This window comes from Roseobacter sp. EG26, assembly GCF_049830555.1.
Lineage (GTDB): Bacteria > Pseudomonadota > Alphaproteobacteria > Rhodobacterales > Rhodobacteraceae > Roseobacter.
The window spans coordinates 31,106-55,857 of sequence record NZ_JBNBLH010000016.1 but is presented as its reverse complement, the minus strand read 5'-3'; the positions used below and the strand labels follow the sequence as shown (position 1 = coordinate 55,857).

The following is a 24,752-nucleotide window of genomic DNA, read 5'->3' as shown; positions in this document are numbered from 1 at the left end:
TGGCACAGATCTCCGCATCCACCGTGTCATCCGCGATCACCATGGTTTCCGTGGGACCGGCGAAAAGATCAATGCCGACACGACCAAAAAGCTGCCGTTTGGCTTCGGCCACAAACGCATTGCCCGGGCCAACCAACAAATGCACAGGATCAATTGTCTCAGTCCCAAGTGCCATAGCACCAACAGCCTGAATGCCGCCCAGCACATAGATTTCATGCGCGCCGCCCAAATACATGGCGGCGATCACACCGGGGTTCGGCTCCCCCTCAAAAGGCGGCGTACAGGCGACAATGCGCGGCACTCCAGCGACGGAAGCCGTGGCCACCGACATATGCGCAGAGGCCACCATGGGGAACTTGCCGCCCGGCACGTAGCAGCCGACACTTTGTACAGGGATGTTCTTGTGACCGAGGATGACACCGGGCAAAGTCTCCAGCTCTATATCCAGCATCGAGTCACGTTGCGCTTTCGCAAAGTTTCTGACCTGCTCTTGCGCGAAGCGGATATCCTCCATCTCACGCGGGCTGACCTTGGCGATAATGTCTTTTATTTCAGCGTCGCTCAGCCGATAGCTACCTCGATCATAGCCGTCAAACTTGTTGGCGAGCGCTCGGACGGCCGCGTCGCCCTCAGTCTCGATCTGCTTCAGTGTCGCGCCCACGATCTCCGCCACTTTGGCGTCATCTTCAGCGCGGTCTGCATCGGGCTTCCCTCGTTTTAGATATTCGATGGCCATAGCTCTACATCCTGATCCGGTCTTCTGTTTCGGGATCGAACAGGTAGAGGTGGTCCTGGTTCAAACTGATCCCCACGACCTCGTCCTGATCCTTGCGCAAATGGCGGTCGCCACGAGCAATGACGCGCTGCTGGCCCCATTGCACCGTCAGAAGTGTGCTTTCGCCCGTGTTCTCAAAGGCATAAATTGTCACGTCGATATCCCCCTGCCCTTGCTCGTGCACATGCATGTCATCCGCACGAACGCCCAAAATGGCCTTCGCACGATCCGGCGAATTGATAGGCACCAACCGCGTGCCACCCGTGGTGACAAACATCCCATCCGTAACCGATCCGTTGATCAGGTTCATGGCGGGAGACCCGATGAAGCCTGCAACAAACAGGTTGGCAGGGTCGTTATAGATGTCATCCGGCGTACCCAGCTGCTGGATGATGCCGTTTTTCATGACGGCCACACGATCAGCCAACGTCATCGCTTCGATCTGGTCGTGGGTGACATAGACGGTTGTGATCTGCAGAGCGCGCGACAGGTGCTTCAATTCTGCGCGCATGGTCACACGCAATTTCGCGTCCAGATTTGAAAGCGGCTCATCCATCAAGAACACTTTGGGTGTCCGCACAATCGCCCGGGCCAAGGCGACGCGCTGACGTTGACCGCCAGACAACGCCTTGGGCTTGCGATGCAGAAACTCGGTCAATTCGACCTGCTCTGCAGCTTTCTCCACCCGCGGTTTGATCTCAGACTTGTCGGTCCCGCGCACGCGCAGCGGGTAGGCGATATTGTCAAAGATCGTCATATGCGGGTAGAGGCCGTAATTCTGGAACACCATGGCCACGTCGCGGTCTTTTGGCAGATCATCATTGACCATCCTGTCGCCAATCCAGATCTCGCCTGCTGTCGGGTCTTCGAGCCCCGCGATCATCCGCATCGTCGTGGTTTTGCCGCAACCCGATGGGCCAAGAAGTACCAGAAATTCGCGGTCTTGGACTTGCAGCGACTGATTGTCGACGCCGATAAAATCGCCCCAACGTTTGGTCAGATTGTTGAGTTTGATCTCGGCCATTAGCGGACGGCTCCCATGGTCATGCCTTGAACGAAGTATTTGCGGATCATCAGGGCGAGGATGAACATTGGTGCCATGATGATGATGCCTGCGGCAGATAACAGGTTCCAAAGGTCCCCCTCTTCGCCTTTGAAAAGGGCCAGCCCGATGGGCAAAGTCACCGCCTCCTTGTTGGTCAGGATCAGCGCAAAGAGGAATTCGTTCCAAGCAATGATGAAGCAGAAGATCGCGCTGGTCAGCAAGCCAGGTGCCGCCATCGGCAGGACGATATTGCGGATCACCTGCAGGCGAGAGGAGCCGTCGACCATCGCGGCCTCTTCCGTGTCCATCGGGATGCCGTCGATGAAGCCTTTGATCATCCAGATTGCGAAGGGCATCACGATGGCGAGGTTCACAAGGATCAGGCCGAGCCGCGTGTCCAGCAACCCGACATCGCGAAACATCACGAAAAACGGCAGAATGATCACAACCGCGGGTACAAATTGCGTGGCAAGGATGGTGACCAGCATAAGTGTCTCGCCGCGCATGGAGAACCGGCTAAACGAATAAGCCGCAAGCGTGGCAATCGGAATGGCAAAAACTATCGTGACAAACGCGACAATGGTCGAATTCAGAAGTTTCTCGCCCAGCCTGTAGGGATCATCAAAGACGATACCGAAATTCTCCAACGTCGGTGTGAAGAACAGTTTCAGTTGGTAAACATCGACATGGCTTTTGAACGCCGCGAGGAAAATCCAGACGATCGGAACCAGCATGATGAACATGGCGATCAGGATCAGGGCAGTCTGGATCGCGCCAAACAGTTGCTTTTTTTGTTTACCTGTCATTGGTCAGCCTTCCGGAAAACAAACTTGGCGTAGGCGTAGGTCAGGAAAATCATTGGGATCACCATCAGCCAAGCAACGGAGGCCGAATACCCGATCTGGCCGTACTTCATGCCGTTGAAATAAATGTAGTGGCTGAGCGTCTGGGTCGCAGTGCCCGGCCCGCCATTGGTCAGCATGAACACCTGATCGAAGGTCTTGAGGCTGAAGATTGATTTCAAAATGATCACAACCGCCAGAACAGGCGCGAGCTGTGGCAGGGTCACGTCCTTGAACACGCGCCAGCCGCTGGCGCCGTCAACCTGCGCTGCCTCGATGGTATCGCGGGGCACGCTGGCCAGTCCACCGATCAGAACAAGCGTCAGGAACGGAATCCAACCCCAGACATCGGCCATCACTACGACGGCCAAAGCCAATTGCGGATCAGCAAGCCAGCTGACATCAGCAAGCGGTGGGATCAGCACGCCGAAGAAGGCGTCAAACAGGCCGAATTCAGGATTGAACATGAAGCGGAAGGAGACACCGATCAACGCCGGGCTCATGGCGAAGGGCAGGATCAGCAAGGTTTGCGCCGAGCTTCTCAAACGGCCGCCGGGCGCGAGCAGCAGCGCCAATCCAAGCGCGAAGATCGTGGTCAGGCCAACAGTCAAGATCGTGTAGATCGCTGTGACCCAGACGGAGTTCCAGAATGCAGGCTCTTCAAAGAAGGCCCAAAGGTAGTTCTCCCAGCCCAGATACTGCTCCAATGAGCCGGGACGGTTCAGCCGCCCGACCGTGAAGGATAGGCGCGCGGCTTCGATTAGTGGCCAGATCGCGGTTGCGAAGACCACGAGCACGGCGGGCAAGACCAGAAGGTATTTCAGAGTATTATCGCGCATGGGGATGCTCCCAATCCCTTTAGCCCGAAGCGGAGTCAATCCGGGCGGGTATGGAGCGCGACGTGTCGCGCCCCATTGTCTTTTCGATTACTTCAGAACGCCAGCGCGCTTGAGCACCTTGTCAGCACGTTCTGCCGCAGCTGTCATTAGTTCAGCCACGTCGCCACCTGATGCCGCTTCGGCGATGGCAGCGGACAGAATATCGCCGATTTCAGGCCATTCCGCGATTTGCGGCATGATGTCAGACTGTTTCAGACTGTCCCAAGCAGCGGCCTGAATACCGTCATTGGCCGCATTCACGTCCGGGTCCTGCAGCGAAGAAATATGCGTCACAACATTGTTGACGATTTTCTTGCCAGCCACTTCACGCTGGATTGCGTTTGCCTTGTCCATTTCCGGGTTCGACAGCCACTTCAGGAATTCCCAAGCCGCGTCTTGATTCTTGGAGTAGTCGGAAATCGAGAAAGGCATCGAGATCGCGTAAGTTTTGGTCTCTCCCTTGTAGGACGGCATGCCAGTGAAACCGACCTGATCCTTGGTCAGGGTCGAGCTGTCGGGATTGTAGAAGCCTGAATATGCCCACCACCAGACAGGCATCATCGCGGAGTTGCCCTGCATGAAAGACTGACGGGCATCCTGCTCGTTGAAGGCCACACTGTTTGGATTTGTCACGCCATGCTCGGTATGAAGCGCGACGTAGTCTTTGGTTGCCTGAATGCCAGCCTCTGAGGCCCACGCGGCACTACCGTCATCGTTGAAGATGTCTGCGCCAGCGGCCCAGAGGAAGTTGATCCAGATGAACAAGTTCTGACGGTTGCCGTCATTGTTATAGTAGAGCGCTAGCGGGGCGATGTCGGGGTTTGATTCCTTCAGCTCCTTGCCAATCCGAACCACGTCTTCCCAAGAGGTGGGCGGCTCCGGGATCAGGTCCTTGCGGTAGAACATCAACTGCGGATGCGCGCGCAGCGGGAAGCCGAGCGTTTCACCTTCAAATTGCGCAGAGCGTGCGAAGGCGGCTGGGTAGCGATCCATGCTAATACCGTCACGCTCCATCAATTCGTCGATGCGCTTGAGCCAATGCGCGTTGGGCGGGCCCCAACTATCAAGGTAATTGACCACATCAAACGTACCGTTTGCGGCAATGCCCTCGGCGTTGATCTTTTCCTGCAAGGAGCCGAAAGGGATGAATGTCCATTCCGTCTCGATCCCGGTCATTTCGGTGAATTCCTCGTCGCGCAACATCAACCCGTCGAACTGGGGAGTCACCACACTGAGAATGTTCAGCTTAGTCCCCTCAAAGGGCTTGCCAGGCAAAAGGTTGTACTTCTCAAGATGTCCGTCGGCGAATGTAGCGACTGGCATAAATGCCGTTGCTGCAGCCACGGCCACAGAGGCCAAAAATGTCCGTTTGCGCATGTTATCCTCCCATTGCGACTGTGCATTCGGTTGACTATACACATCATGAATGCGCATTCAACAGTTATGAATGCGCATTCATGTTTATTTCGGAGGCACTCCCCTCCTATCAAGGCGAGAGGCTGCCACATGAGAAAGAATAACCTGAAACATCTGATTGCTGATGGGAAACCCATTACCAATGCCTGGCTCTCTATCCCGTCTGGCTATCTGGCCGAGGGGGCGGGCCATCAGGGGTTCGACAGTGTTACAGTTGACCTGCAACACGGCATGATCGGGTTCGAAACTGCCGTGACGATGCTACAAGCCATCTCGGCCACCCCTGCCACCCCTTTAGTGCGTGCGCCCTCAATTGAAGCGGAAGCCATTATGCATCTGCTCGACGCAGGCGCATTTGGTGTGATCTGCCCGATGATATCAACCACAGAGCAAGCGGAACGTTTTGTGGCCGCTTGCCGCTACCCACCAGAGGGAAACAGATCCTTCGGCCCTGCCCGCGGTAAGTTGTTTGGCGGCCCAGACTACTTTGAGCAGGCAAATCACCAGATCATGGCCATTCCAATGATCGAAACAGCTCAAGCCCTGCGGGATATAGACAAGATACTGGCAGTAAAAGGCATCGACATGATTTATGTCGGCCCAAATGATCTGGCACTGGATTTGGGCGAAAAGCCTGGAGCGGAGATGGTCAATAGCGCAACATCCGAAGCAATTTCCCACATCAGCGCGCGCGCGAAAGCTGCGGGCATCGCAACCGGTATCTTTTGCAGTGATGGCAGAATGGCAAGGCAACGCCGCAAAGAGGGTTTCGACCTTGTCACGCCTGGGAACGATTTCAACCTTTTGATGTGCGCTATGAAAGCGGCCATCGCGACAACCAACGAAGGCACCAGATCCTGATTTCTATCGCCTTCGATTTACCGCATAACAGACGCTAATCCCGCCCTGGCCCACTGAACTGATGGTGGCCGAGTTCTTTAATCAAAGCTTGACCCTCGGGGCGACTATGGTGAGGCCGTCTTTAAGGCAATGCGGGCCGTCGAGATTACAGTTCGTACCACCGCAGGTTTTCTCGAAGGAGATCACGGCGTCCCAATGATACGCCATGCCTTGAACCTAAAGGATGGACCACTGCGTAACCGTACACAACAGGATGCTGAAGCTCTGATGCACCACTTCGCGGGCGCCATAGGGTCTTAAAAGAATCCTCACTCTCACAGAACGTTATTGATGGATGATGCTCAAGAGGCGATAGAGATCGTTTTGCTCGCGTGCGATCTATTGCGCATTGTTGGTGCTCGACGTGTGATCAACAGTGAGTAAATCGTTGGTTGTCCTAGAACGGCCCACAGCGAATCTTTAACACGTTCTTCGAATGCTGCGGCGCGGCCCGTCGATCCGGACATTCGCTACGACAGAGAAACCGGAGACCGCTCGAACCCAAGGTCAGCGGGCGAAGTCGTCGTTCACGGAATATTTCACTTAGCCATTTTGCCGCCAATCTATTAGCACTGGGTACATGGCTTACGACTGCAACAAACTCTGCGGCGAAATCCACGACGTATTGGGACAACCAATATATTTGTCGAATTCTTTGACGGCTACGACCAGCACACGGCCCGTATCTTAGACGTTGGATGTGGACAAGGTCGAGATGCGATTTTTTATCGCAAGAAAGAGCCATCATGTGGTCGCCATTGATATCTCAAGCAACGGTAGCCGCGACATAATGGATGTTGCCAGATAGGAGAAGCTGCTGGTCGAACGTACATTTGCTGATGTTACAACGTACCGACCCAATGGCCTGTTCGATGTCATTCTGATAGACAGAACGCCGCACATGTTAGCTGCGCCAGAACGGAACGCCGTTCTTGAGAGGCTGCTCGATCATATATGCGATGGGGGTTGGGTGCTGGTCGCGGACGAAGCATCCAACATCGAGGATTTCAAAGCCGCGATTGCAGCCCATGATGCCAATTGGAACACGACCTTGTCGCTGTGCGGTCACCTGCTCTTGCACCGCTCATGACATCCACTTTGGGCTCAACAACCGACCTCCGACAGCTTTGGTCCGTTGACCGATGGCTACCCGAAGTCGGTCTTCGTTTTGAGCAGTCAACGAAAGTAGACGGATAAAGCGGCTATCGAACCCACTGGGTAGATACTCGTATTCTTTAGTTCAGGTCAAAGAATGCCCATGACAAGAGTATCCAAGTATAGAACCAGCCCACGCAATACACTCCATACTTTGTACCAAAGAAATAGTGGAAAAATGGACCCTTGAACACAGCTTGGAGTGTCAGTCTGGCCCAGAATGGAAAAAGACCCAAAAACCCAAAAACAAAGGCGCTATTGCCAAAAATGAAAACCGGCACGAGAGTCGTCACAAGCCCGGAAAGCAGGCCGAGTAGAAGGGCTTTTTGGCGGCTGAGACCATTCCACTGGGCTGTGAGACCGGCATTTCCTTGTTTCATTTCAAAACCTGCCCGAGCCCCAAAATACCGCCAATCAATACACTGAAAATAACATAAGCTTATGCCGGGAACTGGGCAACATCGGCTTTGAGGCGACATCTGACGCTTTTGATCAGTTGACGGGTGGCAGCCCATAATTCCAGATGCTGCAACTTGCACGAATAGCTGCGAAGCGCAGTTTGCGGACATTGGCATGTGTAATGACCGAACCAATCCCAACTGTAGTCCATGTCAGGTGCCGCGGCGCAGCTTAATCAGATCAGAAATTCGCTAAAGGCGCAAAGTCAGTCGATCAGCGAATTCATTGAACCCAACACCAACAGTGGTCGCGCTCCCAATTTCAAGCAAAAGTTGGTGCAAAAACCTCAACAAACTAGGGCGTCTGGGGATTGGGAGCCCGCAGCTAGGGAGCCGCAGGAGGCCTTCACCGTGCATTGGGCCCGCAAAGAGGCTGGTCCTCTCCACCATAGGGATACGTCAGCGCATCAATAGCTATGAAGGTCGATTGGGCAAGGCGCCAACTTACCGTGAAATTAATGCGGGCAAGTCCGCCGATTTTTTCCTGTGAGGCGGAAAGGTCCTTTTTAGTTAGATCCAACGCTACCACACGGGGCTCAACCTGCAGACCAGGATTGCGATGTACCCAGCGTTCGCAGAACCGACTAACCGTAAGGTTCCGTCGCTGGTTGGTCGCCCGGACAACGCCTTTGAGCGGCGCACTCAGCGTTCCTTGGAGCGCTTCGGGTTCCGGGTCAGTCCGCACATCATAAGCCAGCACTTCAACAACGATGTTACGTCCTGCAATTTCCGGGTCACTCTCCATCGCCGTGAGAATATCGGAAATCGTTTCAAGCCCCGTATTGTCGAAATACCCCCCATCCGCAACCTGCCGCAACGACGTGTGGTGGCAAGCGGGTTCAGTGCATAGGTGATAGCGCGCCGGAGGCGAGACTATCGGAAACCGTGCTGAAATGACCGTCGCATCCCCTACCGAAAGATCGCGGTTGTGACCGCCGCTGCTGGCTATGGACACACGCGTATCCGGTAACCCGTTGCGAGCAGAGTTCCGAGGTAGAAATGCAGTCAGCGGCGAGTGGATCACCCGCTCTCTAGTCGTTAGATCAGTCGTGTTGAAGAACAGCAAAGGCGTGGTCGCTTCTCCGTCCCAGCTTTCCCGCAGGCCAAGCGAAAGAAGTTGATTGCGCTCTGTGCTCCGCGAGTTGAAGATACGGATCAGGTCCAAGTTCTCAGAGAAATTAACGTTCTCTAGATCGAATGCCCCAGCCCCAGACTGCGAAATGCGTGATGTCAAATACGTCGAAAGCGTAATAGCATCGCTCAAACGGTCCTGGAGTGTTGCACCACGGTCGGTTGGTTTCGACCAGATCGCGGATAGAGGAAAGAACCCGTCGAAGTTGTCCTGAAAAAGAAGGTCATCCAAAACGGCGGACAAATAGTCACGGCCAAGGATTTCATGTGTCGTTTTCGCAAAACAAGCCGTTCCGGGCGTAGCTTCCCGGCAATCTCCGCTCTTGCGAATAGCCCAAAAGGTAGTCGCCCCAACGGACCCGCCCGACACCCCGCTAACGGCCAAAAACGGACGCAGCAAAACCCGGATTCTCGAAATCATCTGCGCGTTTTGCCAGATCCATAGCCGCGAAATAGGCCGTAAAAAGACCACCCCCTGGGGAGGCAACCAACCGCACCCGCTCTGGTTCTTGATCGTGGGCGGCTACGGAAGCCGACCTGTCACAACCCTTCAAGGTATTCAAAAACTTGAAAGAATTACGAGAAAGTTAGGTTGTTGATTAAATCCCGACTGAGGCTGGTTACAAAGATCAGGTAGCTTTGGGCAACTTGCTACCGCCGAGGCCATTTTGGTTAGCGCATTTACATAAGGAATATCAAAAAGCGCGTCCCTTTGCGCAAACGGCTCGGATCCAGCAAGAGATGCCAGCGAAATGCGGAAAAATTGACCTGCTCCCATTAAGGTCCGCTTTCATTGGTAATCTCTGCTCGGGGTTTAGACTTCTTTTGACAATTTAGCGTTTCCATATGGCGTCAGACCAGCAGGGTTTGCGTGCGGCCAATTTTGTCACTTTTTTCCCGCACTCAGATAAGCCGACGCTTGAGCGTCGTGCAGCAATCGGTACTATGGGCTCTGCACCCCCTTTCGCGGCGTTTTGCCTGAAAGCTGGCTATTGACGCGCCAATGTCGGCGCATCGAACGAAGTCGCAGTTTCTCAGCTACATAGCCTGCGGGTCAGACGGCAGGTTCCAAATCGCCCTTAACCTTGATCACGCTGCACCGGCATTGGGCCGCTCCGAGCCCGACCTGCCTATTCAAAAGAACGCAGTGAAAGTCAGCTTTTTATGGCTTGGCCATAAATGCGGCTCGGATCGCCGCCTTCATAGCGTCCTGAGGCCCTTGTTCTTTCGGCTTGCTGGATGCCATCACCAGCTTGGAGGCAGGCGTGTTTCCGAGGCCCAATGCATCGTTCGCCACCGATAGACCGCCGTGCAGCGAGGAGCGACCGAGCAGACCCACTGCGGTACCGGCTTCTACTGCTGCAATCACACCAGAGACGCTTTGGCTGGAGTAGACAACGCGATATGGCTTTCCACGGGCTTGCAATGAAATGACCGCCGCGTCGCGCCACCAGCACGCATGATCGAACAAGGCCACTGGAAGGCTTTCATCGGCCCGAAAGTGCCGGTGCGCCGACGAAACCCAACATGTCGGGTCTTCGTAAACAACCTCCTCGTGACTGGACGGGCTTTCGACCTCATAGACCGCAAGGTCCAGCGACCCCTTATCGAGGGCTTCTGGAAAACTTGTGCTCAAGGCGCAGGTGACATCCAGTTCGACTTTCGGATGTTGACGGGCAAAGGTCGCAATGATCGCCGCAAGTCTGGCGCGCCCGTGATCGTCGGGTATGCCCAAACGCAGTTTGCCGCTTACTGTGTTCTGTGAAATCTCTCGTAGTGCCGCGTCGAGACGTGCCGTCACTTCCTGAGCGACTGGAAATAGCTTTCGGCCCGTGTCGCTCAGGACCACCCCGCGACCATGCCTGTCAAAGACCGGCTGACCCAGGATCGCTTCGAGGCGCTTGATCTGAAGACTTGTCGCAGATTGCGACCGGTGGATGCGGGCAGCACCGTCTGTGACGCTTCCGGCCTCAGCCACGGCGACGAAGGTTCGCAGAAGATCGCTATCAAGATTTTCCATTGGTTTTTCCAATACCGGAAATTGAAACTATGCGTTTCACAAATGCTTTGTGCCGCTCTATTTTTCAAGGTCAGAGGAGTATCCCATGTCAGATCAGACAGCTGCCCACCAACCATCTAACCGGAAACCCCTGGTGTGGGGCGTGTCTTTGCTACTGGCAGGCGTCTGTCTTGCCTGGCCGGAACACGCCGCAAACGCAGCAAAGTTTGTCCTATGGGGCCTGATTGTCGTGGCCCCCATTGTCATTCCGGGTATCGTGCTTGCAGCCTGGATCATCGCAAGCGGCGCGGATACCCACATCGCTGGTGCCTTCGAGGGCAGGACACTGAGAACGGTTCTGGCGGCCTCGCTCATTGGAGCCATCACGCCCGTATGCGGTGTGACCGTTCTGCCTTTGATGGCCGGGTTGCTGGCTGCGGGCGTACCGCTCGCTCCGATCATGGCCTTCTGGCTGTCATCTCCGATAACGGATCCTGCAATGCTCGCGACAACAGCGGCAACCCTTGGTTTGAGCTTTGCGATTGGCAAAACGATTGCCGCCTTCGGAATGGGTCTATTCGGCGGCGCGATCACCGGCCTGTTCGCCAAGACGGCCTGGGCCATGAATGCGCTTCGGGACAATGGCCTGGCGCGCCAGCTAAGTGCTGCACGATGCGGCGAAGAGCAGCCCTTTGATCCTTGGGTCTGGCGGTCTGAGGCGCGACGTCATTCCTTCAGCAAACAGGTCTGGGCAACCACGCGGCTTATCCTGATTTGCCTGATCCCGGCATTTGCCGCGGAGTATGCCTTGAACGCGGCCCTTACACCGGGCGCACTGGCAGCATATGTTGGCGAAGATAAATGGTGGGCGATACCCGCCGCTGTCTTCGTCGGTGCCCCGGCCTATATCGACGGTTACGCTGCGCTCCCGCTGACACGAGGGTTGATCGACAACGGCATGTCCGAAGGCGCAGCGATGGCGTTCCTTGTTTCGGGCGGCGCGGTCAGCATCTGGGGTGCTATGGCCATCGCACCGGTGCTCAAATTGCAACCGTTCATGCTCTATCTGCTGCTTGCAGTTCTGGGGTCGCTCGGGGCGGGGTATGTCTTTGGGTGGATCGTCTGAGATTCAGCGTTAACGGGACGCAGACGTTTAGCAACCGGCAACAAAGTCCGCGACCTGTAAATTTGGGAAACAAATCTCGCCGCGCTCAGCATGAATGACTGGTTTTCACGCCGCGCGGCGGCGCTGAGAATGGTGCGGTCGCAGCGATTTTCCTGCTGCGAGCGCACGCAGCGAGAAATTGCAATGGCGGTCATGGGCTCACTGCAGGCCTCGGAGGCCTCGCAGCATCTGGTCGTCTAAACCAGTAATCTTTGGTGGGGACGGCCCATTAGCCGACATCCAATTGGGGCGTCAGATGCTGCATTGCGGTCCGTTGAACCTGCCATCCGCCGCAGCTACAAAATCGGAGTCAGCCTGAATTTATAGATTGCGGACAAAACTAACTTCACTGGCAGCGACACTGCTTATCAATCCGCCAGTGTTCACGGCCCTGTATATAGATCTTGGGGGGCGAGCAGCTTCGTCAACATTACGCTGCACCCATCGTCTACTTTCCATTGTTTTCAGCGACTGTGACAAGGCGCGATCCGTAATCGTTCGCAGGTTTCGCTTGATGTCATTGAAGTGGCTGGGCTCGTGGATTGCCGTCAAGATCGGCAAAGTCCATGAGCGACGAAGCAAATCCTGTTCTTCATCAGCCGTTACACGTTGAATTTTGTTGGCGATGGCCGCTGCAGAAGCACCAAGCTCTGTCAGTCGAAACTCTGGACGCAGCGGGTGCCCATAGCCCGGGTTTCGTTCCAATAGCCCTATTGAGATAAGGTGATCCATGCTTTGCGCGAAAGCGGTCCTTGTCGCTCCGGTGGCAGCCAACAGTGGTGCTTGTCGCCCGGCGATGCCCGCGTGCAGCTTCGCCAAAATGGGGACAGCCCAAGCCCTTGAGGTGGTGTTGACAAACAATTCAATGTCCATAATGTATAGTTAGTATACTTTAAATCACAAGGAAAGACTATGTCGCTAATTTCGTTGGAAGAAACCATAACTATTTCGCTTTCAGTTAAAGATCGTCATGCAAGCGCTAAGTGGTATGAAGATATGATCGGATTTGAAACAATCTACCATGCAGATGACGCGGGCTGGTCGGAACTTCAGACTAACACAACAGGGGTGACCATTGGATTGGGGGAGCATACCAAGCCGGCTCCCGGTAACTGCGTTCCCGTCTTCGGCATTGCTGATCTAGACACGGCAAGGCAAAAACTGGAACAGGCCAACGTTAAATTCGATGGCGAAACGGATGTCGTCGAAGGCATGGTTAAGACAGCGACTTTCTATGATCCCGATGGCAACGCGATGATGCTTGCCGAAGACTTGACCGGCGGAGCAGAATAATACGTGCGCCCCAGCTAGCCGCGCCATTCGCCATGCGGTGCGTCAATTGGATAGGCGGCCCTTTGCCAACATTCGCTCGTTCGAGTTTCGACCTCTGAATTTTTCGCAAAGCGGACCTTAGTCGATGCCGCAGCGTTTTGGCCTGGCGAACGGAAAGAGATACAGTTTCTGGAGCAAATGCGATTGTGGTAGATCCACATCGTGAAAACACAGACACCTACGCCGTCCCTTGAAATTGAGTTTTGCGACCGCCTCGTTAAAAATGTCGGTAGTGGATTTCGAAACCATACCCATCGATTGTGGGTAATTTTCGAAGCTGAAATAAGGGTATTTTTTGAGAAGATTCTCCCGCGTTGCCTCGGCCTCTGGGACCTTCCCTTGTAGGCTCTGAGCCAAACACCGAATGACATCAGTTGACTCAAAATCTGGACCTGTGCTGGCGACGGCCTCTGCTTCGGCTGCGCGCCCGGAAAACAACAAGTTTCTTCCATGCGCGAACGTATAAAACTCAGGCAGCATCGGACAAAGCCTGTACGCAGTTTTGATCATTTGGTCTGCAAGTTCGTATTCTCCGGCGACAAGCGCAAGCGCTGACGCTGCATTAATTGCAGCATGTGCATCATTCTCCGCCATATCCGCACATCGCACGGCTACATTTCGGGCTTCCCCACAGCGCCCGGTCGAGGCGAACGCTGGGGCGCACTGCGATAAAATCAATGGGTCTCTGGAATCGATCCGACGCCCTGCTTCAGCTGAGTCCGCCAATTTTGACAGCCATTCCTCGCGGCTCATCTTATCAGAAATGCTTTCCCCTTTGTCGCAAAACAGGGCGTGCAGAAGATGGCCACGTGCGAACTCCGGATCTAGTTCGATCGCCCGCTCAGCGTGCACGAGACCCTGCCGCATGGAACTCTGATCGTAGAAATCCTCAAAATGACATGCGAGTACGTAATTTTCATATGCGCTAAGCTCTGAAGCAGGTTTGCGGATAGCCTAGCGCCGTTCAGCCCGCATCACGGCGCCGGACGTTCTACCCAGAAGATTAGCGACCGACAACGAGATCTGGCCTGACGATTCAGGCATGGAGCCGGTAGGGCGTTCGATGCAATCGGCCCAAACATGAATGCCTGATCGTCTATCGATAAGCTGGAATTGCGCCTTGAGCCACCCGGGCCAGACGGACAGACTGCTTTCGCAGTATATAGTCACATTTCAACGCCTCTGCGATATCAGGAAGCTGCTTTGATTTATCTGCGGCGAGTGACGACGTCCGGGCGATAACGGCCAAGTCGCTGAACCTCGCAAGGTCAGTGATCAATTCGTCGGCCATGCCATCGGCGAAACGCTGCCAGCGTTCACCTCCTATCATGCAGTCGGGGCGCAACACCGCGATCCTGGCGCACTGTGTTGGTCCCGGCTCCGTTCCCTTTTGCCTGGCGAGTTCCACGCCCTGGATCAGCCGGTACCCTTTGCCCCGAACCGTTTCGATGTACGTGGGATTCACCGCGTTGTCCCCAAGTGCCTGACGCAGATCAAACACATACTCACGAACAAGATCCGGTGTCACATGTATGTTTTTCCAGACAAACTTGAGGATTTCGTCTTGGCTCACCACTTCGTTCGGTCTGCTCGCAAGCAGCTTCAAAACTGCGCTTGCCCGGCCAGTCAAGTGGGCGATTTCATCTCCGGATTCGAGGCGGTTCTCCTTTGGCGTAAACGTCCAAAACTGCATGATATTTGAAATTGTAGGGAGCGCGGAGAACTGAATCAACACAAACGCAACACTCGATTTACAAATGTCTATCCTATGGTCTAGTCGATTGACGCAGGCTGAAACATTGGAATCCAGAATTTGAGTCAAGAAGGCGGCGCAAAATCTCTAGAGAAGGCCGCGCTTATCAAGATGAAATGATCTCGGAAACTTGGGCGTGTCACACCGCCAGTTCCGAATGGAGGTAAAAGTGAATTTCAAATCACTTATTGCAGCAGCCCTATTAACTCTGTTGGCGTTGCCTGGAACAGCCGCAACCTACATCTATGATTTTGAGGCAGAATACAAAAATGGTACCGCTGATGATGACAGCGTGGACACGGTCGCCGACCTTGCCGGAGCGTTGCTAATCGGCACAACATTGACCGGAACTTTGACCATTGATGACACGCTCTTGTCCGGGAATGCCTCATCCAGGACTTATGCCCCCGGTTCGATCACCTTCGATCAAATCGATGCGGCGGCCTACGTGCCCTTTACACAAACGTCGGTCTTTAACGGTGGGAGTGACTTGGTGAACCTGTCCACCGACATTAACACCTATCCTGTCGGCGAACTGGTAAGTTGGATTTCCGTTTTTCTCCGTGATTTCGACGGCGATTTTGTTGACGATACGGACGCTCCCACCGCCATTGACCTCGATGAGCTGGAGACCAAGGAAATGGCGTTTCTCGGAAACATTGTTGGCAAAGGTTTCGCGCGGGAACGGGTAAACTATGAGTTCACGTCGATTTCCGCACCAACTGTGATTCCAACTGTACCCCTTCCTGCCGGCTTGCCTCTTCTGGGCGGTGGGCTGGTGCTGATCTTTGGACTTTCCCGCCACCGTCGCTAAAGCTCCGGCAGAGTTTGGCGTCCGCGACCCAAAGCCGCCCTTGGTCATTAGCCTTTGCGGCGCAGTGTAGCGATTCCCCGAAGCGGACGTTGGTCGATTGCGCAGCAATAGAGCAGTTCGGGTGACCGCTCGCGGACAAAGATGCCGTTTTTCTGTGTCTTCCCAATGACCGCTCTTCACATTGCCAAGATGCCCGCTCGCAACATCCTAAGGATTGTGCCGGTCCGCAAACAGGTTCTGACAGATGACGGTAAACCGGTCAGCTAGCAGGTTTTCTGGAGCTTCCGCATGCGACGCGATACCAATTCGCGTCGGCGGTATTGCATCGGCAAGCTTGATCGGCACAACCCGACCACCATCGTAGGTCTTGTTGTCGGCGGGTTTCATCGAGAGAAGCGAAACACCAAGCCCGTTCATCGCCAATGCAGTTTTGATCGACAAGACCTTCGAACTCACGCTTGAGACTATGGAGCCGGAAGAACGAGCGGCTCGCTGCGCACGCTCACCAATCCCGATCCTCACAGAGGGTCATCCGTGGACGCGCTGAGTAAGTTGGCTGCTAGAAATCTGTTGGGCTGATCAATTTAAAGGAAAGTGAGCACCGGCGTAGCTATAATGCCTGCCGTCGCAATGTTCCCGCGGACACGCTGCGCTCCAAGGCAAACTTTCCTCAACGGTGCCATATTCTTTTTTCTAATTTTGCATTTCTTGGCTAACAAATTCTTTGGATTGAGTTGCTAAGGGAACGATCACGAAACTACAAAGCTCCAAACTTTCGACGGCGGAGTCTGGCAAGCCCAAAAGCCCACTTAGAAGTAGTACTGCTCCTGCAGGCAGGGGCACTGCGGTGACTGGGCGGATCGCAAAGACTGGGTCGTGGAATGTGAAAATAGTAACTGATCCAAGTGGGATAGTTCGCTCTCCCGATTGGCAACTGTCGATAGAGCAATCAAAGTTGTCGAGAATTCCGTCGACCTCATCTCCGATGACCGGGCCCACAAACGAGAACGCAATGTCAGTCAGAGAGCCAGCAGAAAAATTAAATGCATATTACGCCGAGCCGATGGGAAGGAACAAGTAGCTGTCTTCGAGTCCATCATAAATTACTGACGAAGCATTTGATACGCCATCCGCATCGTCCAGGCCAAAGAAAGTACCGGTCCGGCCACTAAGCATAAAATCCATTTCAACTGGCGCTGCTAGCCCCGGTGCTGCTGTGACCAATCCAAAAACTGCCGCTCCGAGAAGTAATTTGATGTTCATTGATACCTCCATTCGAAATTTTTGAAGTGAATTGTCCTCTGATACCAAGGTCACTTCTGCTTCCTCAGCACTACCAAATTTTCAATTTTTGCAACTCATTCGTGACTCAAACGTGCCACGGACTTTCTGAAAACTCGACAATGTATGCTTCCGGCTAAGCCAATGAGCTAGATCATAGGCATGTCCTCGATAAACGAGCGTTGAATTTGCGTTGGTTCAGCTCCAAACACTCCAGAAACTAGGCTTCCACTTCTAATTTCTTCGCCCTGGTGGTTTGCCTCCTTTGTCCGGCGATCTGTCTATTGAGCGTTTGCCCGTCGTTGCATGATCGATGAACGACTGGCTTCCTTGCTGCATGACGGCCCGAAAATTTGCGCATCTGTAGCATCTTTCGTTCTGCAAGCGCACACAGCAGGAAGTAGCGTTGCTGACATCGGATGCAGAGCAGCAGCATCCCATTGGCTCAACTGTGGCCGGAAGTGGTCCGGCCCAAACCGGTCACTCGACGAAGACGTAAATTTCTGCGGCCGCAGCCCGCATAGCAGACATTCGCTGCATGTGTGAAATCTTAAGATGGCTCAACGACGGCATCGCAGACAGATATTGGTTTCGCTGCAACTGTGTCAACGACTGCATATTGCGGCATCCCAACATCCGTTCTTCCTGCCGGCGGCAAGCATGAGCTGACAAAACTGCTTTGCTACGGCGGGCGTATGACAAAAGGTACGGCTCTGCCGTCTTGGTGACGCTCTAAACCTCCACGCTTTGACTCTACAGCAGAATGTCCTCTACCAATTGTGAGAAAAGCTGGCTCTTCCCGGTGACCCCCGCCTTTTTGTAGATCGCAGTGCATTGCGCTTTGACAGTTCCGATCCGCGTTTGTCTCAGGTCAGCGATTTCAGCCAAAGACATGCCCTTTAGCACAAACCAGGCGACTTCGGTCTCGGCGCTGGTGAGGCCGAGGTCCACCAGATAGCCGTCCACCACTGTTGTGAACTCACCTGACGTGATCCTGCGGGCGGTATCCGCGCGGTTGGTTGCGTTTTGCGCAACGAAGGCCAGCCTGACCCCCAGGAAGGCACCCAGTATCAGACCTATGCTCGCCCCTGCTTCGACAAGTTCGCGCAGGCTCCAACGCAGTGGAACGGACGGAAGGCCCAAAATGGATGCGAGGATTTCCCACAGGAAGTACGCGCCACAGAGGCATTGGATGATGACAAGGCACCAGACCATCCAGGCGCGGTTCAGCATGTCCACGCCTTTCGCAACAAACTTTCAAAGCGGCAGAAGTTTCTCACGCTGGATCAACCACCACCTGGGCCGCCAGGACCGCCCGGGCCACCTGGACCGCCGGGGCCATCTGAACCACCCTTGCCATCAGATCCATCGGGCTTGCCGGGGCGTTCGCGGTTGCCAGATGCGGCTTCGGGGGCACTGCGCGAGGCACCCTCAGCGGTATCGTTGGGAAACCTCTGGTCCCGCAGAACCTCCCCCGAAGTACGGTTCAAGACAACCTCACGCAGGTCAGTGCTGTTGCTGGCGATAATCACAATACGACCGAGCCATGACCGTTTCACCTCAGTCACGGTATAGCCATCAGCTTCGATGCGCGTGATGACATCGTCAGCCACTGACGTCTGGGCATGAGCGGGCGTGTGCATGAGCAAGATTGCCGCCAAGCCTGTTGTGATCAAAATCGTACGCATCGTGCAGGTTTCCCGAAATCCTATTTTAAGGGGCTAAGACCTGACCGCGCACCGTGTCAACCGGTGCGCGGGAGGTTGATCGTTTAATCGCGCGAGCCACCACGTCCGCCGCGACCATTGTCGCCATCTTCGCTAGCGGCTATCTCTGTATCGGCGTCATCGGAGTCATCCGCATCACCGTGGCGACCCGGTCGGCCAGTACTCAGCCCCTGGTCAGCCAGTTGGTCGCCAATGTCTTGGCGATCTTCTTCGCTCAGAATTGAACGATCGATGTCAGCCAATGAAACAGTCTCGCCTGTTGTGGGGACCACAACTTCAATCTCTGAAAGGTCAAGGCGAGCTCGACCGCGCAGGGTGATGCCTTGCTCTGCCAATTGGTCTCCGATGTTGATGCGGTCGTCTTCTGAAAGGGCGTCGAAATCAATTACAGAGATCGCGACAACTTTGCCCGTGGTTGGATCAACCACTTCCGGCTCGTCCGCGAACACAGGTGCGAAAGCCGCAAATCCGATGAAGGTTGCGAGGATGACAGGGCTGTATGGGAAGGAAAGTGTACGCATGTTTTCATCTTTCAAATGTTGAGTTGAGCGAGCGGCTGGTATCGCCGTCCTGCAGTGAACATGCGGGCATTCTTTGGTATGCGATATTGGGCGCAGGGCTTGTTTTGACGGGCGTAAGCCAAAGTCATAAGCCAATTTTCGAGCGACAATCGAGGCGTATTCATGCGCATTTGGTTGGCCTCATTTTGGCAGGTTCAAGGCCTCTGGTCTCTCTATGACTTTAGCTTACTACACACCAAACCCGGCCTAGGTCCAATGGCTGCACCTGCAAATTTGTTACATGCCAGACCTCTTGAACTGTCACCCCGCGTGCAACCTCGCGCCCAAAAAATGGACATGCTATGCGACTGAATACCCTGACCTTCCTGATGCTAGGCTTAAGGCCCATTTCTGCCCTCGCCGAAGATGCGTTACTCCCTGTCGATCAGCAGACACTCACCCGGATGATTGCAAACGGTCAGGCATCTGACGCGTTCCATGAGGCCTTTGAGGCGGGCGATGAGCTGACCGAATTCAGCTTTGATGCCGTGCGCGGCGTCGGGGCCTACATCGGTGAGGGGCGGCGGTTTACCCGGTTTCCACGTGCTGATCTGACCGGGCCGATGGAATGGGCCAACCACTTTCCCACGCGCGAAGGCGGGGCGAACGCCACCTCATGCATCGCTTGCCACAACGCGCCATTTGCCAATGGCGCGGGCGACGTTGCTTTGAACGTTGTGATCGATCCGGCGCACACTGGCGATCCCACCCAATACCTGGAACGCAATACGCTGCCGTTGTTCGCCCTTGGCATCCCCCAACGGCTGGCGGAGGAAATTAGTCTTGACCTTTATCTCCAACGCAACAGCGCCATCCAAACCGCCTGCGTCTCTGGTCGCGCGAAGGTAGAGCTGCACTCCAAAGGCGTAGACTACGGCACTTTGACCGTGACGCGGGTATCGCAAGACCCTTGTGAGTTTGAGACGGACACCAGCGACCTGGCAGGTATCGACGCTGATCTGGTGATCAAGCCGTTCGGGTGGAAGGGCAACAAGCCGACGATCCGTTCCTTCACACGTGATGCCGCGCACAATGAACTTGGACTTCAGGCGGTCGAATTGGTCGGCGATCAGGACGGTGATTTCGACGGCGTTACGAATGAGCTAACAGTGGGTGATATCACCGCGCTGACGACCTATATGGCAGCTCTTGAACGCCCCGTGAGTAAACTCGAACTGGATGACCTGGGTCTGATTGAGCTGACCGCACCTGAACGGTCGGAGATTTTGGCGGGTGAAGCCGCGTTTGCCCGGGCAGGCTGCGTCAGTTGCCACACCCCTTCGATGACGTTCAAGGAGGCCGTATTCAAAGAGCCGAGCGAGGTGCCGGGTTTCTTTGATGTTACCTTCCCCGATGGCTCTGATCCGGCCAGCCACGGTCTGACGCCAGCCAACAGCATGACCTTCGAATTGACTGGTGATCAGCCCAACAACATAATCACGTTGCCCGTTGGCACTACGTATCACCTTGGTGCCGTTGCACGAGACGCAACTGGCGCAGCCGTTGCACGCTGGTTCACTGACTTCAAACGGCATGACATGGGCCCTGGTCTCTCTGATCCCAGCGATCCCCTTGGGCTCGGCGCCTCAATGTTCCTGACGCGGTCTTTGGCTGGTGTTGGGGCGACGGGTCCTTGGCTGCACGATGGTCGCGCAACGACGCTGGAGGAGGCCATTCTGACGCACGGCGGTGCCGCGCAGGTCAGCCGTGACACTTATGCCAAGATGTCTGAGGAAACTCAGGCTGAGATTGTGGCATTTCTAGAAAGCCTAGTGCTGTTCAACGCCGACCCGGAAGAATAATGTCCTCAGATTTGTCTCGCAGATCTACGGGCTGAGAATTTCGCGCCCTTTGTAAAGTTGAATTGCACCGAAAAACGACTGCACAAAAGCTGTCGCCGTCTCCGACTGTGGTAACCTCGTTGGCACATGAGTTTCGGGCTGGGAAATGTCCAAGCCTAAATTCTTATCGCCGAATGTTATTCCTTGTCCCGCCTCATGTGCCTGACATAGATACGTTTGATTTCATGTCGTTATTTTGGTCGCGCAGATGAAGCGCGGACATTCGTTCGCAGCGTTGCATCGGATAAAATAGGCTCTCCACCGCCGCTAGATCAGTAGCTGCATTTTCCACGACCAAGTCGCCCGTCTCTTACAGAGACAGCCCAAAACTACCGTTCGCCGGACTACTAAGATGCTGCTCTGCGGCCCGTCAGACCGGACATTCGCCGCAGGCGCACAATTCCTCAATGGCCGAAGTCACACAAGCAGACAAAATTAGACTTCACTGGTCTCAATATCAAAAGCGGCATTCAGTAGCACACGCGATGTTGCCTTAGCCCGCCAGAAATCCAAGAATATGCCGGGTCAATTCTACTGGCGCTTCTTCAGGGATGGCATGTCCACATGGCAGAGCGACACCCAAGACGCGGGTTGCCTTTTCCTGCCAGGTCGCCTTGACGTCGTAAAGCTCACCGACAACGCTTTGCGCACCCCAAATAGCCATCAGCGGCGCATTGATGCGCCTGGTCTGATCCTCGCGGTCGTGCTCCAGATCAATGCTCGCAGCCGCTCGGTAGTCTTCGCAAATCGCATGAAGCGTGGCCGGATCACTGTAGCTGCGCAGGTATTCGGCAATCGCGACCTCGTCCACAGACCCTTCGATCTTCACTTGGCCTGCGATATGCCTGCGCAGGAAATACTCTGGGTCTGAGGCGATCATCTTCTCGGGCAGCCCATCTGGCTGGATCAAGAAAAACCACCAGAAATAGCGTGTTGCGAATTCTTGATTGGTTTGCGCATACATTGTTTGCGTCGGGGCAATATCAAGTACGATTAGCCGCTCGACCGCATCAGGAAAATCGAGCGCAAGGCGATGCACCACCCGACCACCGCGATCATGGCCAACAACCGAAAACGACTCGTGGCCCAGATGTTTCATCAAAGCGATCTGGTCGGCAGCCATGACCCTTTTGGAATATTGAAAATGCGACGGGTCACTTTGAGGTTTGTCGCTGTCGCCATAGCCCCTGAGATCGGGCGCAATCACATGATAGCCTGCCTCCACAAGACGCGGGGCAACCTTGCGCCAGACCACATGGGTCTGCGGATGGCCGTGCAGCAGTAAAATCGGTGGTCCGGTTCCCGCACTGGCGTAATTAATGGTGAGGTCAGGCAATTGGACTTTTTGGACGTCAAAACCCTCAAGGAAAGCAGACGCGACCACTTATGAGCCTTCCAACACGGCGTCTGCAATTGCCGCGCCACAGGTTTTCGTGTCGGCTGGTCCGCCTAGGTCAGGTGTGCGAAGGACTTGCTCGGACAACACCTGTTCAATAGCGGCGATAATCGAAGTGCTGGCCTCCCCGGCCCCCAGATGTTCCAGCATCATCGCCGCGGCCCAGATCTGCCCGACCGGATTGGCGATACCTTTGCCGGCTATGTCCGGCGCAGAGCCATGAACCGGTTCAAACAAGGAGGGGAACTTCCCTTCCGGGTTGATGTTTCCCGAAGGAGCGATGCCGATTGTGCCAGTGCAGGCGGGGCCTAGGTCCGACAGGATGTCGCCAAACAGGTTGGAGGCCACAACAACATCGAACCAGTCCGGGTGCAGGACAAATTGGGCCGTCAAAATATCGATGTGGTACTTATCGACTTTGATGTCAGGGTATCTCAAAGCCATCTCCGCGACCCGCTCGTCCCAATAGGGCATCGTAATCGAGATCCCGTTGGATTTGGTGGCCGATGTCAGATGCTTGCCGCGTTTGGCCGCCAGATCAAAGGCATACTTCAGGATGCGGTCGACGCCGACCCGGCTCATGACGGTTTCCTGCAGCACAATCTCCCGGTCTGTGCCGGGGAACATCTTGCCGCCAATCGAAGAATACTCACCTTCGGTGTTCTCGCGCACGATCATCATGTCGATGTCACCGGGCGCGCGCCCCGCCAGTGGGAGGGGAACACCAGGCATAGCGCGCGCAGGGCGCAGGCTGACATATTGATCGAACTCCCGCCGAAACTGGATCAGCGATCCCCAAAGCGAGATGTGGTCCGGGACCACTTCAGGCCACCCAACGGCCCCAAAGAACATAGCATCACTTCCACTCAAATGATCTTTCCAATCATCTGGAAGCATTTTCCCGTGCGTTGCGTAATAATCGGCGGAGGCAAAATCGTGATCGGTAAAATCAAACCCGAGATCGAACCGTTTCGCGGCAGCCTCCAGAACACGAATACCTTCAGGTGTGGTCTCTTTCCCGATCCCGTCGCCCGGGATGACGGCAATCTTCCAGCTATTTTTTGACATATGCGTTTTCCATTTGGTCGCGCTCTGAGTAAGCCAGTCTTTGAAGTCAAGCAACAGAAGCGAGACCCAAATGCCTATATGAGCCTTGAGGTTGACGGTCCATTTCCGACATCCAGCGTGACGCTACGCTGCTGGCTGCAGCCAGCGAAGGCAGACATCCGCGATAGGCTGAACACTCAGTGCCGCGCTGATTTCACAAATGGAATTCAGGAGCAATGTCCTTGCGAACCGGAAGCCGTTTCCAAGCGCCAGGTCGATTTCCAGCAACAAATCTGAATCGCCTTCCTTCTTGCACCCATGGACGATGGCGTTACGGACTTTGTAATAGTGCTCGACGCCTTCACTTATCTGAGCGCTCTCTTCAGTAGTTTGACCTAAGAGGTTCGAGATATTGAGACTGAGTTCGTTCTTGCAGGTTTTTTCTTCTGGAGAGTAGCGTTCGAAGATGATTACCAGATCCAGAATACGGTCCTCTTTCGCAAACCTGCCAAATGTTCTTTGTGCCTCTGCAAGTCGATGAAGCAATGGGGCTCTTGCGGCGTAGTTTGTGTCGCTCTTTCTTGAAAATAGTTCAATCGCGCGGATGATGTGATCAGGGCTTACGGGATCCTGCTTCCTGAACGGGTCATGGACCTTCCCAACAAGCTCACCAGCTCTTGCTGATCCTGCACCATGGTTTTGCCCCAAAAGTTGAGAGCTTGTTTTTGAGATCACCCCTGGAAAGTCACAAACCCAAGTTATCGAACACCCTGACACGACGAACAAAAGCTCAGCGAATTCTGCAGCCACCCGTTGAAATGACGGAGGTACGCCCCTCAGGTGTCTGTCCTGCGAAAAAGCATGCACATGGCGGATCTGGGGGTTTCAGCGGTAGGAGGCTGCAATGCCAAAAACAAACCCAGATCATGCGCCCTGACTTGATCTGGTGCACGATCTTGAAACCAGCTTGGCTCAATGTGTTCGCGAAGCTCATCGAGTGACGCGATGAAGTACCCATTGCCCAGATCGTAATTCTCGGCGATCCTAGCACCATAAAAAAGATCGATGTCTAAACCGAGATCAAGATCGTTCTCGAGGCGCGAAACGATGTTTTGTCAAGACAGCGACAGCAAAGATTTCAGCTCATGAGCCGTCTTCAGAAACTGCTTTTCCCGCCGATCGTATTGCCGAGCCATCACGCCTGAAATTATCTGCGCAATGCCTGTATAACGCAAAC

26 protein-coding genes and 1 pseudogene are annotated in these 24,752 nt (G+C 54.7%); 8 read left to right on the top strand and 19 right to left on the bottom strand.

What is annotated here, in order from left to right:
• The 5 genes from ACOTTU_RS22660 to ACOTTU_RS22640 all read right to left on the bottom strand — a co-directional run.
• Positions 1 to 736, bottom strand: a 736-nt coding sequence (locus ACOTTU_RS22660; protein WP_425661444.1) for a histidinol dehydrogenase, incomplete at its 3' end; no start/stop codon positions are given.
• A 4-nt stretch (positions 737 to 740) separates the two neighbouring features.
• Positions 741 to 1,799: an ABC transporter ATP-binding protein gene (locus ACOTTU_RS22655; protein ID WP_425661442.1), complete on the bottom strand. Its 1,059-nt coding sequence runs from the start codon at positions 1,797 to 1,799 to the stop codon at positions 741 to 743.
• Complete coding sequence (locus tag ACOTTU_RS22650; RefSeq protein ID WP_425661440.1) at positions 1,799 to 2,626, bottom strand: carbohydrate ABC transporter permease; 828 nt, start codon at positions 2,624 to 2,626, stop codon at positions 1,799 to 1,801. Before ACOTTU_RS22650 ends, ACOTTU_RS22655 begins: the two co-directional genes overlap by 1 nt.
• The gene (locus ACOTTU_RS22645) at positions 2,623 to 3,501 is read right to left on the bottom strand and encodes a carbohydrate ABC transporter permease (RefSeq protein WP_425661438.1); all 879 of its coding nucleotides are present in this window, start codon (positions 3,499 to 3,501) and stop codon (positions 2,623 to 2,625) included. The genes ACOTTU_RS22650 and ACOTTU_RS22645 overlap by 4 nt, the downstream gene beginning before the upstream one ends.
• 87 nt (positions 3,502 to 3,588) lie before the next feature.
• Entirely contained in the window at positions 3,589 to 4,917 is a 1,329-nt protein-coding gene (locus ACOTTU_RS22640; RefSeq protein ID WP_298922594.1) for an ABC transporter substrate-binding protein, read from the bottom strand.
• Between the two features lie 45 nt (positions 4,918 to 4,962).
• Between ACOTTU_RS22640 and ACOTTU_RS22635 the strand changes: the two genes are divergently transcribed.
• The 3 genes and pseudogenes from ACOTTU_RS22635 (at position 4,963) to ACOTTU_RS22625 (ending at position 6,946) form a co-directional block, all read left to right on the top strand.
• A complete protein-coding gene (locus tag ACOTTU_RS22635) occupies positions 4,963 to 5,817 on the top strand; it encodes an HpcH/HpaI aldolase family protein (protein WP_425661435.1) in 855 nt (284 codons plus the stop codon).
• Between the two features lie 108 nt (positions 5,818 to 5,925).
• Positions 5,926 to 6,117 (top strand): annotated as a pseudogene (locus ACOTTU_RS22630) (hypothetical protein); the annotation flags it as partial.
• A gap of 640 nt (positions 6,118 to 6,757) precedes the next feature.
• Entirely contained in the window at positions 6,758 to 6,946 is a 189-nt protein-coding gene (locus tag ACOTTU_RS22625) for a hypothetical protein (protein ID WP_425661433.1), read from the top strand.
• 145 nt (positions 6,947 to 7,091) lie between these two features.
• On the opposite strand, the gene ACOTTU_RS22620 is transcribed toward ACOTTU_RS22625, so the two are convergent.
• The 3 genes from ACOTTU_RS22620 to ACOTTU_RS22610 all read right to left on the bottom strand — a co-directional run bounded on the left by ACOTTU_RS22620 (position 7,092) and on the right by ACOTTU_RS22610 (position 10,620).
• The gene (locus ACOTTU_RS22620; protein ID WP_425661431.1) at positions 7,092 to 7,391 is read right to left on the bottom strand and encodes a hypothetical protein; all 300 of its coding nucleotides are present in this window, start codon (positions 7,389 to 7,391) and stop codon (positions 7,092 to 7,094) included.
• A 424-nt stretch (positions 7,392 to 7,815) separates the two neighbouring features.
• Positions 7,816 to 9,021 (bottom strand): hypothetical protein, encoded by a 1,206-nt coding sequence (locus ACOTTU_RS22615; RefSeq protein ID WP_425661430.1) that lies wholly within the window; start codon positions 9,019 to 9,021, stop codon positions 7,816 to 7,818.
• Between the two features lie 741 nt (positions 9,022 to 9,762).
• Positions 9,763 to 10,620, bottom strand: coding sequence for a LysR substrate-binding domain-containing protein (locus ACOTTU_RS22610; RefSeq protein WP_425661429.1), 858 nt, complete (start codon positions 10,618 to 10,620; stop codon positions 9,763 to 9,765).
• Between the two features lie 85 nt (positions 10,621 to 10,705).
• Between ACOTTU_RS22610 and ACOTTU_RS22605 the strand changes: the two genes are divergently transcribed.
• The gene (locus ACOTTU_RS22605) at positions 10,706 to 11,725 is read left to right on the top strand and encodes a permease (RefSeq protein WP_425661428.1); all 1,020 of its coding nucleotides are present in this window, start codon (positions 10,706 to 10,708) and stop codon (positions 11,723 to 11,725) included.
• 90 nt (positions 11,726 to 11,815) lie between these two features.
• Complete coding sequence (locus ACOTTU_RS22600; RefSeq protein ID WP_425661426.1) at positions 11,816 to 11,965, top strand: hypothetical protein; 150 nt, start codon at positions 11,816 to 11,818, stop codon at positions 11,963 to 11,965.
• 120 nt (positions 11,966 to 12,085) lie between these two features.
• Here ACOTTU_RS22600 and ACOTTU_RS22595 read toward each other — a convergent pair whose 3' ends face one another.
• On the bottom strand, positions 12,086 to 12,637 hold the full coding sequence (locus tag ACOTTU_RS22595) for a winged helix-turn-helix transcriptional regulator (RefSeq protein WP_425661424.1): 552 nt from the start codon (positions 12,635 to 12,637) through the stop codon (positions 12,086 to 12,088).
• A 39-nt stretch (positions 12,638 to 12,676) separates the two neighbouring features.
• Here ACOTTU_RS22595 and ACOTTU_RS22590 point away from each other — a divergent pair, with 39 nt between their 5' ends.
• Positions 12,677 to 13,057: a VOC family protein gene (locus ACOTTU_RS22590; protein WP_298922200.1), complete on the top strand. Its 381-nt coding sequence runs from the start codon at positions 12,677 to 12,679 to the stop codon at positions 13,055 to 13,057.
• 117 nt (positions 13,058 to 13,174) lie between these two features.
• On the opposite strand, the gene ACOTTU_RS22585 is transcribed toward ACOTTU_RS22590, so the two are convergent.
• Positions 13,175 to 13,963 (bottom strand): hypothetical protein, encoded by a 789-nt coding sequence (locus ACOTTU_RS22585; RefSeq protein WP_425661422.1) that lies wholly within the window; start codon positions 13,961 to 13,963, stop codon positions 13,175 to 13,177.
• A 229-nt stretch (positions 13,964 to 14,192) separates the two neighbouring features.
• Positions 14,193 to 14,789 (bottom strand): winged helix-turn-helix domain-containing protein, encoded by a 597-nt coding sequence (locus ACOTTU_RS22580; RefSeq protein ID WP_425661420.1) that lies wholly within the window; start codon positions 14,787 to 14,789, stop codon positions 14,193 to 14,195.
• Between the two features lie 217 nt (positions 14,790 to 15,006).
• Between ACOTTU_RS22580 and ACOTTU_RS22575 the strand changes: the two genes are divergently transcribed.
• Positions 15,007 to 15,663, top strand: coding sequence for a hypothetical protein (locus ACOTTU_RS22575; RefSeq protein WP_425661418.1), 657 nt, complete (start codon positions 15,007 to 15,009; stop codon positions 15,661 to 15,663).
• Positions 15,664 to 15,870: 207 nt separating this feature from the next.
• On the opposite strand, the gene ACOTTU_RS22570 is transcribed toward ACOTTU_RS22575, so the two are convergent.
• The 5 genes from ACOTTU_RS22570 to ACOTTU_RS22550 all read right to left on the bottom strand — a co-directional run bounded on the left by ACOTTU_RS22570 (position 15,871) and on the right by ACOTTU_RS22550 (position 19,192).
• Positions 15,871 to 16,119, bottom strand: a complete 249-nt coding sequence (locus ACOTTU_RS22570) for a hypothetical protein (protein ID WP_425661416.1) — start codon at positions 16,117 to 16,119, stop codon at positions 15,871 to 15,873.
• Between the two features lie 594 nt (positions 16,120 to 16,713).
• A complete protein-coding gene (locus ACOTTU_RS22565) occupies positions 16,714 to 16,926 on the bottom strand; it encodes a hypothetical protein (protein WP_425661414.1) in 213 nt (70 codons plus the stop codon).
• A gap of 771 nt (positions 16,927 to 17,697) precedes the next feature.
• Positions 17,698 to 18,177 (bottom strand): helix-turn-helix transcriptional regulator, encoded by a 480-nt coding sequence (locus ACOTTU_RS22560; RefSeq protein ID WP_425661412.1) that lies wholly within the window; start codon positions 18,175 to 18,177, stop codon positions 17,698 to 17,700.
• Between the two features lie 53 nt (positions 18,178 to 18,230).
• Positions 18,231 to 18,632 carry a hypothetical protein gene (locus tag ACOTTU_RS22555; RefSeq protein ID WP_425661410.1) on the bottom strand — a complete coding sequence of 134 codons (402 nt, stop codon included), beginning with the start codon at positions 18,630 to 18,632 and terminating at the stop codon, positions 18,231 to 18,233.
• An 83-nt stretch (positions 18,633 to 18,715) separates the two neighbouring features.
• A complete protein-coding gene (locus ACOTTU_RS22550) occupies positions 18,716 to 19,192 on the bottom strand; it encodes a hypothetical protein (protein ID WP_425661408.1) in 477 nt (158 codons plus the stop codon).
• A 341-nt stretch (positions 19,193 to 19,533) separates the two neighbouring features.
• Here ACOTTU_RS22550 and ACOTTU_RS22545 point away from each other — a divergent pair, with 341 nt between their 5' ends.
• On the top strand, positions 19,534 to 21,033 hold the full coding sequence (locus ACOTTU_RS22545) for a di-heme oxidoredictase family protein (RefSeq protein ID WP_425661406.1): 1,500 nt from the start codon (positions 19,534 to 19,536) through the stop codon (positions 21,031 to 21,033).
• Positions 21,034 to 21,565: 532 nt separating this feature from the next.
• On the opposite strand, the gene ACOTTU_RS22540 is transcribed toward ACOTTU_RS22545, so the two are convergent.
• From ACOTTU_RS22540 to ACOTTU_RS22530, 3 genes are all read right to left on the bottom strand, one after another.
• Positions 21,566 to 22,456, bottom strand: coding sequence for an alpha/beta fold hydrolase (locus tag ACOTTU_RS22540; RefSeq protein WP_425661404.1), 891 nt, complete (start codon positions 22,454 to 22,456; stop codon positions 21,566 to 21,568).
• On the bottom strand, positions 22,457 to 23,536 hold the full coding sequence (locus ACOTTU_RS22535; RefSeq protein ID WP_425661402.1) for a tartrate dehydrogenase: 1,080 nt from the start codon (positions 23,534 to 23,536) through the stop codon (positions 22,457 to 22,459).
• Between the two features lie 123 nt (positions 23,537 to 23,659).
• On the bottom strand, positions 23,660 to 24,325 hold the full coding sequence (locus tag ACOTTU_RS22530) for a hypothetical protein (protein WP_425661400.1): 666 nt from the start codon (positions 24,323 to 24,325) through the stop codon (positions 23,660 to 23,662).
• Positions 24,326 to 24,752: the final 427 nt, after the last annotated feature.